General features: G+C 44.8%; 15 protein-coding genes. 6 read left to right on the top strand and 9 right to left on the bottom strand.

Features of this window, described 5'->3' with window-relative positions; genetic code table 11:
• Position 1: 1 nt before the first annotated feature.
• The 7 genes from IB212_RS23390 to IB212_RS23360 all read right to left on the bottom strand — a co-directional run bounded on the left by IB212_RS23390 (position 2) and on the right by IB212_RS23360 (position 3781).
• Entirely contained in the window at positions 2-634 is a 633-nt protein-coding gene (locus IB212_RS23390) for a TraE/TraK family type IV conjugative transfer system protein (RefSeq protein WP_079971969.1), read from the bottom strand.
• Between the two features lie 3 nt (positions 635-637).
• Positions 638-919 carry a type IV conjugative transfer system protein TraL gene (locus IB212_RS23385; RefSeq protein WP_079971970.1) on the bottom strand — a complete coding sequence of 94 codons (282 nt, stop codon included), beginning with the start codon at positions 917-919 and terminating at the stop codon, positions 638-640.
• A 12-nt stretch (positions 920-931) separates the two neighbouring features.
• On the bottom strand, positions 932-1336 hold the full coding sequence (locus tag IB212_RS23380) for a conjugative transfer protein TraE (RefSeq protein ID WP_079971971.1): 405 nt from the start codon (positions 1334-1336) through the stop codon (positions 932-934).
• Positions 1337-1349: 13 nt separating this feature from the next.
• Positions 1350-2216: a DsbC family protein gene (locus IB212_RS23375; protein WP_079971972.1), complete on the bottom strand. Its 867-nt coding sequence runs from the start codon at positions 2214-2216 to the stop codon at positions 1350-1352.
• Positions 2216-2581, bottom strand: coding sequence for a hypothetical protein (locus tag IB212_RS23370; protein WP_079971973.1), 366 nt, complete (start codon positions 2579-2581; stop codon positions 2216-2218). Before IB212_RS23370 ends, IB212_RS23375 begins: the two co-directional genes overlap by 1 nt.
• A 359-nt stretch (positions 2582-2940) precedes the next feature.
• Positions 2941-3264: a hypothetical protein gene (locus tag IB212_RS23365; RefSeq protein ID WP_079971974.1), complete on the bottom strand. Its 324-nt coding sequence runs from the start codon at positions 3262-3264 to the stop codon at positions 2941-2943.
• Positions 3265-3340: 76 nt separating this feature from the next.
• Positions 3341-3781, bottom strand: coding sequence for a hypothetical protein (locus tag IB212_RS23360; RefSeq protein WP_079971975.1), 441 nt, complete (start codon positions 3779-3781; stop codon positions 3341-3343).
• 116 nt (positions 3782-3897) lie between these two features.
• Here IB212_RS23360 and IB212_RS23355 point away from each other — a divergent pair, with 116 nt between their 5' ends.
• The 3 genes from IB212_RS23355 (at position 3898) to IB212_RS23345 (ending at position 6552) form a co-directional block, all read left to right on the top strand.
• On the top strand, positions 3898-4179 hold the full coding sequence (locus IB212_RS23355) for a hypothetical protein (protein WP_013087326.1): 282 nt from the start codon (positions 3898-3900) through the stop codon (positions 4177-4179).
• 208 nt (positions 4180-4387) lie between these two features.
• Entirely contained in the window at positions 4388-5437 is a 1050-nt protein-coding gene (locus IB212_RS23350; protein WP_223239764.1) for a hypothetical protein, read from the top strand.
• Between the two features lie 791 nt (positions 5438-6228).
• The gene (locus tag IB212_RS23345; protein WP_108376716.1) at positions 6229-6552 is read left to right on the top strand and encodes a hypothetical protein; all 324 of its coding nucleotides are present in this window, start codon (positions 6229-6231) and stop codon (positions 6550-6552) included.
• On the opposite strand, the gene IB212_RS23340 is transcribed toward IB212_RS23345, so the two are convergent.
• Complete coding sequence (locus IB212_RS23340; protein WP_013087321.1) at positions 6527-7330, bottom strand: DUF4225 domain-containing protein; 804 nt, start codon at positions 7328-7330, stop codon at positions 6527-6529. The two genes, IB212_RS23345 and IB212_RS23340, sit on opposite strands and share 26 nt — an antisense overlap.
• Before the next feature lie 141 nt (positions 7331-7471).
• Positions 7472-7813 carry a hypothetical protein gene (locus IB212_RS23335; protein ID WP_188246183.1) on the bottom strand — a complete coding sequence of 114 codons (342 nt, stop codon included), beginning with the start codon at positions 7811-7813 and terminating at the stop codon, positions 7472-7474.
• 338 nt (positions 7814-8151) lie between these two features.
• Between IB212_RS23335 and IB212_RS23330 the strand changes: the two genes are divergently transcribed.
• Genes IB212_RS23330 through IB212_RS23320 form a run of 3 tightly spaced genes read left to right on the top strand, consistent with a single transcriptional unit; the run spans position 8152 to position 11116 of the window.
• Positions 8152-9012 (top strand): ParA family protein, encoded by an 861-nt coding sequence (locus IB212_RS23330; protein WP_188246184.1) that lies wholly within the window; start codon positions 8152-8154, stop codon positions 9010-9012.
• A gap of 8 nt (positions 9013-9020) precedes the next feature.
• On the top strand, positions 9021-10400 hold the full coding sequence (locus tag IB212_RS23325; protein WP_223239765.1) for a ParB/RepB/Spo0J family partition protein: 1380 nt from the start codon (positions 9021-9023) through the stop codon (positions 10398-10400).
• Between the two features lie 2 nt (positions 10401-10402).
• The gene (locus IB212_RS23320) at positions 10403-11116 is read left to right on the top strand and encodes a hypothetical protein (protein WP_188246186.1); all 714 of its coding nucleotides are present in this window, start codon (positions 10403-10405) and stop codon (positions 11114-11116) included.
• The last annotated feature ends 9 nt before the right edge of the window (positions 11117-11125 follow it).

The raw sequence follows: 11125 nt of genomic DNA, 5'->3' as shown, positions 1-11125 counted from the left end.
TTTAACCTTGAATGTCAAGAATCCAGAAACGACCTTCTGAAACCGTGTAGTCAATATACATTTTTTGGGTTTCTGCTGGTTTTGCTTCCTCGCCAATAATTTTTCGCGTTTCAACACTGAACTGAATACGATACTTTTTCTTCGCGGCAGTGGTGTATTTGATATCCTCTGGATTCTCTGTAATGGTGATTGCCTGTTCAGGCAGCAATTCCATGAGCTGAGAAACCGTATTAAACTGCTTAAAATACTTTGAGCGTTCATTAAGTTTCACGCGGACCGCTTCATTGCGGTCTGGATATACCAGGCCAAGCAAGGAAGAGAATTTACTGTCAATTGTGGCTTTCGATATAGAACCGTAATCAGCGATGACAAGTCGCAACAACATCCGCATGTACTCGGCAGATGCGCTCTCCCCTGTAATTAACAGGTCACTGGACTTCGCGCCGTAAGGTACAATAATCGTAGTCTGATTTTTTTCTAACTTATCTACCTTCTGATAAGTTAAACCGTTTAAAACGACTGCTGCGATAAGCGCAGCGCGAAAGAATTTCGTTTCCGACTTTTGTTTTTGATGGTCATTTAGTGCCTCAGTGACAACCTTTTTTGCCGGGAGTTTATTCGGCTTTTTGAACATCTTTTATTCCTCCAGCTTCTTCGCCGATGAATTTGGGTAGCCATATATTTCGACTAAACCGAGTTTATAGAGTGTATGACGGAAGAACCCCCGGCCTTTAGTACGCTTAATTTTGATAATAACGATGGATACGGGAAATAATACCGCCCAGGTAAAACCACCCAACTGCATACTTGCAAGATAACAAGCGATGAGTATCATCCATTCATCCCTATCAAACCAAAATATCTGAATAGGTTGATGGGGGTAGCGGAAAAATCGGCCTTCATTAAATCCGTATTCCATCGTTAATTTCCTTTAGAAAATTGTCGCACCGAGAGACTGGGTGATCTCATCGAGTTTGATCAGGCAGGAACCCGCCAGGATGAATGGCAAGGCGCGGGTCCATCCCTCATTCATTTTTGTGGAACCCATTGCAATCAGCCATGCACCACCCACGAACCCGATAGGGCCGCTCGCAATTTTGTTAATTGCGATGTCATAAACGTTATAACCAAATGAACCGGTGGAAGGGGTTGTAAATGCAAACACCCCCTGGCTAACGGCAAGTAACGCCAGCGCCATAAAGAAGGCTGTAATTAATTTTGCCTGGCGTGACTCCATCGCCTTACGCAGTTTCTGCATATGAGAGTCTACGAATGATGGCGATTTATTAAAATTAATAGAAAGAGCGGAAAAGTTGTTTTTGCAAATAGTTTGCATAGGTAAACTCCGGTTATTTAGCAGGTTTAGCGGAAGGTTTTTCCAGCTTTGTTACGGCTGGCTTTTCGAGTTCGGTAATAGCCGCAGCAATTTTTTGCTGGTTAAAACCGACAATCAAATTAGGTTTGGTATCGACATTAAACAGGAACGATGGTGTTCCATTAACACCTACTGCCTGAAGTATTTTTGCGTGTTGCTCTATTACTGCATCTGCCTCCTTACAAGTTTTCAGAGCTTTTTGCTTAGCCATTTGCATGGCATCTGCACCGTCAGGGTTGTGCGGTAGTTCGGATGAATAAACATATCGAACCGCCGCATCTTTATCTTCGGAACAAATTACGTGCTCAATTTTGGCACGCGCCAGGGGATGACCTGGGTTTACCATGAAAATCAACTTACGTTGAACAGGGTGATCTTTGGAGTAGGTTTTGATCCACTCGTCATAAGCATGGCAATACGGGCAGTCAGGGTCAGTGAACTCGTAATATACAGGCGCATCTTTCGGGCCAATCGTAATTGCTGAGTCAAGAGGCAGGCCTTTCAGAGTATCGGTCAGGCCATTCATTTTGCTTTGTTCGGTCAGATTCACACCGGATGAATCATACATTTCCCCGAAAATTAGAACGCCTTTCTTGCCATCTTCGCCAGGATGGAAATAAAGAATATTGCTGCCGGTTTTGACTTCATAAATACCCTTAACAGGCGACTCGCCAAAACCTGTAATGCTCATGCCGTTAAAGGATGCTGCCAGCTGGTCTTGTGCAGCTTTCATGCTGGAAGAATCGGCAACCGGTTTATCTGACGCGTTTTGCGCATGCGCAATTTGAGAGGTCATACCCAGCACGATCGCGATGGCAACTACAGCTTTTTTAAAATTCATTATTTCTTATTCTCCAGACGTAGGAAGATTGATTCTGCGGATTCGACTGTCGTGACAGGTTTCACTGGCACAACTGGACATTCAACCGGATGGCATTGCACAGCCGGTTTAACAGACTTGGTTCTCGTTGCTCGTTTTTTTGAGGCTCCCTTACCTGAGCTTTTATACGTTGGGTAATTGACGGAAGGTGGCAAAGCAAAAAAGCCGAAGTTGTTACGGTCAAATACTTGTGAGGCCTCCTGATCGCTGACGATGTAAAAAGCGCCAGAAGGTCGCTGAATAATCCGATCAGCAAATGCTGGCTGTGCCAGCATTTGCGAGGTCATCACGGTGATCAGTGACGCTGTAATTCGATTAAGTTTCATCGCCTGTTATCCGTGCTGTGATATGAATTTGTATCATACGGCGATTATAAACGTTATCTGGAATCAATCAACATATTGCATGATAAAAATTAATATCATAAAAAAATCGATTTACCAGACGAAATACTTGCTTATGTATCAGTGTCTTAAATTAATTATTGGGAGTCGTAATCGAGGTTTGATTAAGTCAGGCTTTGCAAATCAAAGTAGTGGACAAGGGTACAAACTGTATGCCTGATTGTATTTGAAACTGAGACTGACGCGCCTTCGGCTTGTCCAACCGACACCATGCCAGGAAAGAATTTCCTGGCATGTCGCCGGTTTGCGGTAACTTAAGGGGGGAAGGGGAGGTAAAGGATTTAACTTTTGTCTTTATCGATGAAGCGACAAATCGCTGTATAGATGACCCTGTTTGGGTTTTGATTATCCGCATTGGAGAGCATTTCGATAGTGCGTATTGTATCCGGCTTCAGCCATACACCCTTGTAGGGGGCATTGTCAGGGCTGGAAAAATACCGTGGAGAAACTGTCCCTTCGGTACGGTTTTTAACCAGCCACTCAACTGTTTCAGCGATAATATCCGCTTTTTGTTCCCCACGAGTCTCAGCCAGATTGTCTATCGTCTGCATGAGATCATCTTCAATCTTGAAGCGTTTAAAAGTCCAGTCATTAGGATGCGACATGTTTCTAACCCATTTATAGTTGTTGTGGTGACTTGTAGAATGTCAGTACAATTACTGCAATAGGACAAGCCTGATTCTAACCGACCTTATCCAGTGGCTGACTCAACTTATACCGGTCGGCAAACGCGAATAAAGCTGAGTAAAAAATTTCAGATTCAGGTATCTTGAGTTTAGCCGACAGAGCTGCGGCACGTTCCTGGGCTTCCGGTCCAATGAAAACGTTGTAACCACACTGATCAACCAACGGCGGTTGCTGAATAACGAGTCTGGCAGATAATGCTGCGGTAAGTTCCTGTGTATCCGTGCTGCTTACGTTTTCGGCGCTTTGATCTATCACCGGTGGCCGCTGGATCATTTCGGCGTCTTCAATGAAGTCAGTGATGATCTTGTCATGCAGCTCGTACTGAGGCAGGTCGCGAGAGAGCGCCAGCAAGCGCAGGTTGTGCGAAATCGTCTTGCTGAACTTTTTCAGATGGATTTGCTTGTAGCCTTTTACACCTTCTCGTTTACCGCTCATGATCTTCAACCCCCGGATTTAGATCCAAATCTTACCATTTTTTAATCCAGCTGCTACCCTATTAGTAGTTAATATAGTATGCTGAAAAGAGTTGTAAAAGTGTAAGAGGAGGCTCTATGTATAACTGGAAACTGGATACGGCAGTGAAGCTGGCGAAAGAGAACTTTCTTTCCGGCATTCAGATCGCATTCGACAACGGTTCTACGCGTCCCTACCATCTGCATTTTATGACGCGCTGCGGTGACACTGCGCAGCTGGTCACTACGCATACCCAAAAAGAAAAGCGCAAAGTACGAGACTTCAGCACTAAAGGTTCAGTGATCCGTTTTCTTGATGCTCGTTTTCCGGGTTACGACAATTTGCTGAAAGATGAAGTTAAGGTGACAAAAACAGTATAGTAAAAACCCCGGCATCTTGCGATAACCGGGGCTTTAAAGAAGGCGGCAGTGCCAGACACCAACCGCTATATGAACCACTCAACACCATAAAAGTAGCTAGTTTGGCGACGAGACTACTCAATGGCTTCATGGTTAGTATAGCAAACTATTGGCTAAAATAAAGCCCTGGCGCTGCTTTCAATTCACAAGTGGATTGTGGGCAGTTTGAATGAAAGTTAATGAAAATCAACCTGATACAAACTTGTATCATGAGTTGATACCAGAAGCGATCCGGTATAGACCTTCTAGGCGTGGGGAATTCAACACGTTACGAAAGGGGCTATCTAAAATTCATCGCAGATACACTCCAACTTTCGAAATCAAAAAGCAGCCAAAAGGTATTGGTGCGCAGCTTTTCGCATGCATCTGCAACCATGATTGGAACCGCAATCCGGCACTTATTGCCCTCAGACAAAAGGGCTATACACCGTTCTCTCGTCAATTTGATCCCAACTTTAAACCTAAGCCACGTCGCTTGGGTGTGAGATCTGAGAGCAGGGAAGCGCTTACGGCCCTACATTTTTCTCTGGCGGCCAACTGTGATTACAACCCCAGCAGTGAATATCCTTTCGAGATCTGCGTGCCGTTTGAAGAAATTGCACGTCAGATGGGCGTGTTGCATCGATATGAGAACGGCAGAACTGCCTGTGATGTTGCTTATCACGCTTTACGCGTTACGGAAGAAATGGGCCATGCAATTGTTGTCAGAGAATTCGACAAAGATAGCAGGCAGTACAAGGCACTACGTATCTTTTTAACTGTAGATTTTTTCACAAGCAAAGGCATTACGCTTGAACACCTGAAGAAAATGCTTACTCGTTTTCAGGCCTGGACGCGTAAAAATGGTCTGAGTGAGACATTAAAACAGCGCAATGAGCGTCACCTGCTTCGCCTGGATCGCCTTGACCTGAGTATTGAAAAGCGCCATTCACTCAAAAAACTTCTGAAGCGGATTAAATGGCAGATCACCAGCCCTGAGTTAATCAAAGAGAAAGAGAAGGCCGTCTCCAGCTTGCAGGAGGCAATTGATGCCAAGCAACCCGTCAAGTTGCATGCAGCCGCTAAAGCTAAATGGCTTCAATACCTGAATAGTGGCCGCTCAATGCCGATCATTACGACCCGGCTGGAAGCCGAGCTTTCTAAAGAACAGCCAACGTTACGACACATCGATGAAGAACAGTTCTACCGGCTCTTACTGGAAAGGGCTGGAGTTGAGTAGAGCTTTATGCGCAATAATTTGAAACGCTTAAAACCGCCTCTGGCGGTATCTGTGCTTCTCTGATTGACAAGTTTGTTCGATTTTTACGCTGTTGCTCTCCATGTTTTTCGTTCGTTCCTCCCCGTTTTTTGCTTAAAACCCCCTCCAGTGCCGCACCATAGAGTCATCGAGTGAGTTATATACAGTTAACTTCGAACAATACTGCTAATTTCGAACGTAGTTTCTGAACATAACAAGCCCTTTTAAAAAAGGGATTACATTGGCATCCTTCGGAATGCCGAATGTACCTCCCCTCGCTACGCTCAGGGCATAAAACCACTCCCTCGATATCGGCTCTCATACATTAGGAAAACTAAGAAGTAGCACCTGGCGTAAACGCCAGGCAAACGTGAGTTTGCGGGCGTGCAAATATTTAGGCTGAGCAGGGCCAGTGGAAACGCCCCCGTAGCTCGCCTACGGCTTCGCACTCGCAGTACCACGCCCCGGACCTAAAGGTCCGGCGTACCCTCGCGCAAGCGCTCGGCGCTAACTGCGCACCACCGTGGGGGCTATGAACGATAGTGCGTTCATTAAGTGGGTTAAGGCTTAGCAGGGCGGGGGGATGGGATTGGTGTTACCTATCAATCACGAACCGGCTTCGCCGGGCTTCGTCGGATTAGGGTTTCGGGTCAATTGATACTCTGTGCTGCCGACTTACATGCGCTTACGCGCATAAAACCGCGCACCCATCCATCATGTGCAAAATAGTGTATCCTGTGTCCACAGGTTAAACAGAAGGAAGGTGGACGCCAGTGAAAGAACATGATCTACACGCGTCAGGTTTTACGAAAAAGGAAGTCGCGAGAATTAAACGTCACCTTGAAACCGGTGATTCACTGGACAGGGTTCTGTTTGATCTTTCCGGCTATTTCAGGATGTTCATTTGGGTTTGCATAGGCATGGCCGTTATAACCATATTGAGCGTTATTTTAGGCAGCCCGTCACAGGCAATCTCCTGCGCAATAGCCGTAGCTTTCCTGCTGATTGTGTTTCTTCTGGTGATGCCTGTTAAAGTTGGTTATAAATCCTGGAGGCTATTGAGAACGCACGTTAACGATTTTGATCGTCGTGGGTGAGCAGCTCCAGTACAACCTTTGCACTGACTCCCCATCCCAAAACTTTCATGCTTAGCTTGCCTGGAGACATCGTTTGTACTTTACGGTAATAGTCGCCCGGAAGATAACGGAATAACCGCCAGGCCTCAGCTTTACCTGTTAACCCGAAGACACTATAGACACTTGCCGCTAGAGTAGTGGCGTTGAATACGCCAAGACCAACATCGCGACTAAATCCCATGAACTCTGCAATTGACATCGCTCCATCAGCGAGTATCCCTTGCGATGCAGGTTCATTCAGTAATTGCCGGGCCGCCTCCCTGGAAACCGTGTTTAGAGCGTCACCGACGAGAACAGCTCCTGCAAGCATACCTACAGGGGTCATGGAGGCGATCATTACGCCACCAAAAACGGCCTGAACGCCAGCAAGGACGACTTTGATACCTGAGATGAAATAACCAACGATTTTATTCTGGTCAGTGACATATCGAACTTCAGCATAAATCCTGGCGTAGCCGGTTTTGAGCATGCGTGACTGTTCGAGCAAGGAGCTGTTTTCTAATCTCAGTTTCTTCAGGCAGGCAATACAGTCCTCATCAGAGGTGGCGCGTCTGGCGGCTTCAAATTGCTGCATGATGACTTGCCTGATCTCATCAACAAACTTCAGGCGCGTCAGTGAGTCACTGATATGCATGGCCGCAACGGTGTTTGCGGTATTAACAAGTTTACGAGCTTCGAGATTTATCATCGTGTCAGCCCACTGTCGCCTGTTCTGACCAGGAAAAAGCGCGATATCCATCAAAACATCCTTATGTATGATCCTTAAACGCAATTGTACTTAAGTTTATGGCAGATACACAAAGCTCGATGCAACATGTTTTAAAGACCAGGAGTGGGGGAACGCCTGGTCAGTACATTCAGGTATGCTCTACAAATGCTCTTAGGGAATCATAAGGTAATTTTTCATCCACGCAGGGTACTCTGGGATCTCTGTAATGTTTACCGAAGCTCTAATCTCATGGCCACGTATAAAGTAGACTCCGCCGCCCAGAATACACGCCATACTTTTAATAACCTCACTGCGGCTTACTGAAGAGGGTAACAATGAGGTTTTTCTATAAATTTCAATTTGTTCGATCTCCTTTGAATCCAGATTTACGGTGACTGTACATCCACCGGTATCTCTGAGATTCTGGCGATATTTTTTCACACGAGACGCTGTCGTGGCAGGGGGCTTTGAGCCTTTAGGTCTACCTTGCTTGCGAACATATAGTGTAGTCACTTTAATCTCCTGTAACGTTTATGTGTTACATGATAGATATTTGTATCATAAAAATCCATATAAAAGCGCCAGAATGTGCCTTCAAAACTCCATTTGCGCATGCGCAAATTTGCAGGCAAAAAAGAAGAAAATTAACGTCAATAATGCAAAGTAACGCTTTACTGTTACACTGGCTTGATATAATATTGTATCAAGTTGAGGCGAGACTTAAGCCAAAACTGATTTGCGCATGCGCAAACGACGCAGGAGCATTGAGTCAGTAACGCTTAACTGTTATGTTAATAGAGTCATGAAGTTAGTGATTTGGGATAGAAAATCCATAACCGGAGATTTGTCAGATGACAAAGAAACCTTCAAATTTAAAGAAACCACTCCTTTCTCAGGCAGTAATTAAGGCCATTAAGTCATTATGTCCTGTACTTTGCACAGGTAATGGCAAAGGTGGTGTCGGTAAAAGTACCTGGGCATTCCACATTGCAGCTGCTGCGGTAGAAGCAGGGCTGAAACCCTTACTCATCGATATGGATGAGCATCTAACACTTACAGTTACCGGCTCAACGCATCCTGAATTGCCAGATTATGCGTTCTCTTGTGAAATGTTCAAAGATGAAGGGATCACGAAGCCAATCATGGAGCTTGAGCTGCTTCCGGGGTGCTGGTTCCTGCCGCGCGATAGCCGTTTGGATGAAGTTAACTCGACACCTTTTGAATCAGGAATAGTGCTTTATCCTCATTCACATCTTGAGTCTCTGCGCGAACAGTTTGATCTGATAATCATTGATACGCCACCAGGCAAAGGGAACTTGCAGCAGGCGGCTTTCCTTTGTGCTGATACTGCGGCAATGATTACCGAGTTAAGCAACGTCTCTATTAACGGGCTGGTAACTGCCATTTCAGTAATAGAACAATTAGTGGAAACGTTAACTGATGGGGAAACAGATAGCCCTTATAAAGTCCCAGCATTTATTGTTGTCCCTAATAAATATAATTCCCGAAGTGATGGTGAAAAGGCATTGCTGTCTGAATTGAGAACGAACGAAATCCTGCTGACTAATGAGGTGAATGTCAGAACTCCAATAAAATTTGCGACGGATAACTTGGTTCCAATATGGAAAATCAATAATGGGAACGCAAGACTGGCTGCAAAAGAAATGAGATCTGCAATCAAAACAATTTTAGAACTGGCGGTGAAAAAATGAAAACTCCAATGACTAACAAACTGGCCGGGGGCCTTAGCAAACTTTCACAGGCAGCTTCTGCACGTAAGGATAATGTCTCTGGAACCATTATTCTGGTAAAACCTTCAGATTGCTTTGAAGAAGACAACCCACGTACTGATTTCGATGAAAACCTTATTGAATCTTATGTGGCTGATTTTCTTGACCCAGAAATCGGGCAGAAAGAACCAATTCAACTTTATCCTTCGAATAAAGAAGGAAAGTATCGTGTCCAACACGGTGCAACACGTCTGCGTGCGGGATTAATAGCAGAGAAAGAAAACCCTGCATTTAAGCTCAAAGCTATTGTCGATAATAGCCTGAACAATAAAGATGAGCTGGAAAACTATTTTGATCGCGCTATGAATAACATCAAACGCGACAACATGACATTACTTGATCGCGCCAACTTTATCGGCAATTACCTGGATAAAGCCAAACAAAGTGGTAAACCAGTAACGCAAGCCGAAATCGCTAAACGTCTTGGGTTCAAAGGTGGTGCATCGTATGTATCTCGGCTTCTCAAATTACGGGATATGACGCCGGAAATGAGTGAGGTATATCAGTCAGGAAACATCGACGATATTGAAGCTTTAGCTACCCTTGCCGAAATTCAGAAAGACAAACCTGAGTTATTTAAAAGCCTCATTGAACTGCCTGATTTGGACAGAGCAACGATTCGTAAGGCGAAGAAAACAGGTAAGATAAAGGAAACAGAAACAGGTACTCAGCAGGAGACTGCCGGGCACGATACAAAGCCGAAATCCAAAACTGAGCCAAGCGCTACTACTATATTATCGCAGTCGGAAGTGGATGATTCAGTGGTAGCAATACCATTTGTTGACTACCTTTTCCAGACGGGACGCGTCAACATATTAATTAAGACTGTTGATAACGGATTCCTTGCCGCGCTGGAAACAGTATTCGAACATGGTATTAATGCAGAAGTTGACTTTAAAGATTCTGTTGTTTGGGCTACAGAAGATGAAGCAATCGACTTTGGTAAAAAACAGATTAAAGATTGGGCTGAGGTCGTATTAGCTGAAAAGGATTCCCTTAGCGTTGAAGAATATCAGGATATTGTTGGGTATCTAAATACGCTGAAGAAAGTAAACCCACAAAACGATAATTCAGAAAAAAATAAAGACAGCGGTTCCCGAAAAGCAAAAACAGGCCAGTTAACAGCCGTTATCTTTGTTGAAGTGAATGGCGAAGAAGGCCTGCTGCTTTTAAAAGTTCCGAAAGACCATATCGGAGCTGATGAGAGCAACGTTCACACAAACGGCTTTGTGTATGTTCAAATTGGTTCGGAAATTCGTGCTGTGAAGGAAGGAGAGTACGTCATCAAAAGCGTATCCTATCGGGAGTGAGCATGTATTCATTGTTGATCAAAGACCGTAGCTATCCGATAGCGGTATACATGAACTACATGACGCGGGTAAAGGGATTTACCCGCACACAGGCGGTAGACGTTCTAACAACCGCAGCTGTTAAGATGGGGATAAGAGATAGCGCAGCTGCGCCTGCTAACAATACTGTAGCCGAATGGGGTAAGAGTATCGAGGCCCCGTTATGGTCAGTAGTAAGCGCTATGACGATACTGGAGCAGTTTGGGAAAGTACCTTTCACAGATCAGGAATGGGCCTTCTGGTCTTATGCTGTAGTTGAAAGGGGCGGTGACACCGTTAGCTATACCGGTAAGTGGCAGGAGTGGATTCGAAAAGCACAGGTGTATAAGGCTCAGTATGAAAAGCGGGGTGATATTCGAAGAAAATTAGCGTTTGCTACTTCTCCACAGATGGCAATGAAAGTAATTCTGGCATTCAGGGGTAATCAACGACGCAGCCTGAGCATTGCCGAGGTATTCGCGAACATTGATAACTCGGCTGAAACCGTATCGAGAGTTACGAGGAAGGTGAATTCATCGGAGTGTTTCAACGATGAAGATGTGATGGAAGTTGTTACTGTAAATGATAACGCCAAGAAACTATATGCAGAATTATTGCTTACAATACAAGAGCTTGCTGACCATAAATTAATCGATTACCGTTCAAGTGGTAATATCACTATTACAGAATGGCATTAAATACCAATA

The sequence above is a fragment of the Enterobacter sp. E12 genome, from assembly GCF_014596715.2.
Taxonomy (GTDB): domain Bacteria; phylum Pseudomonadota; class Gammaproteobacteria; order Enterobacterales; family Enterobacteriaceae; genus Enterobacter; species Enterobacter bugandensis.
This window is presented reverse-complemented; position numbering and strand designations above follow the sequence as displayed.

Bases quoted from the DNA above. Each gene is read 5' to 3' on its own strand.
- IB212_RS23390 (WP_079971969.1), bottom strand. From the start codon at position 634: ATGTTCAAAAAGCCGAATAAACTCCCGGCAAAAAAGGTTGTCACTGAG.
- IB212_RS23385 (WP_079971970.1), bottom strand. From the start codon at position 919: ATGGAATACGGATTTAATGAAGGCCGATTTTTCCGCTACCCCCATCAA.
- IB212_RS23380 (WP_079971971.1), bottom strand. From the start codon at position 1,336: ATGCAAACTATTTGCAAAAACAACTTTTCCGCTCTTTCTATTAATTTT.
- IB212_RS23375 (WP_079971972.1), bottom strand. From the start codon at position 2,216: ATGAATTTTAAAAAAGCTGTAGTTGCCATCGCGATCGTGCTGGGTATG.
- IB212_RS23370 (WP_079971973.1), bottom strand. From the start codon at position 2,581: ATGAAACTTAATCGAATTACAGCGTCACTGATCACCGTGATGACCTCG.
- IB212_RS23365 (WP_079971974.1), bottom strand. From the start codon at position 3,264: ATGTCGCATCCTAATGACTGGACTTTTAAACGCTTCAAGATTGAAGAT.
- IB212_RS23360 (WP_079971975.1), bottom strand. From the start codon at position 3,781: ATGAGCGGTAAACGAGAAGGTGTAAAAGGCTACAAGCAAATCCATCTG.
- IB212_RS23355 (WP_013087326.1), top strand. From the start codon at position 3,898: ATGTATAACTGGAAACTGGATACGGCAGTGAAGCTGGCGAAAGAGAAC.
- IB212_RS23350 (WP_223239764.1), top strand. From the start codon at position 4,388: ATGAAAGTTAATGAAAATCAACCTGATACAAACTTGTATCATGAGTTG.
- IB212_RS23340 (WP_013087321.1), bottom strand. From the start codon at position 7,330: ATGGATATCGCGCTTTTTCCTGGTCAGAACAGGCGACAGTGGGCTGAC.
- IB212_RS23330 (WP_188246184.1), top strand. From the start codon at position 8,152: ATGACAAAGAAACCTTCAAATTTAAAGAAACCACTCCTTTCTCAGGCA.
- IB212_RS23325 (WP_223239765.1), top strand. From the start codon at position 9,021: ATGACTAACAAACTGGCCGGGGGCCTTAGCAAACTTTCACAGGCAGCT.
- IB212_RS23320 (WP_188246186.1), top strand. From the start codon at position 10,403: ATGTATTCATTGTTGATCAAAGACCGTAGCTATCCGATAGCGGTATAC.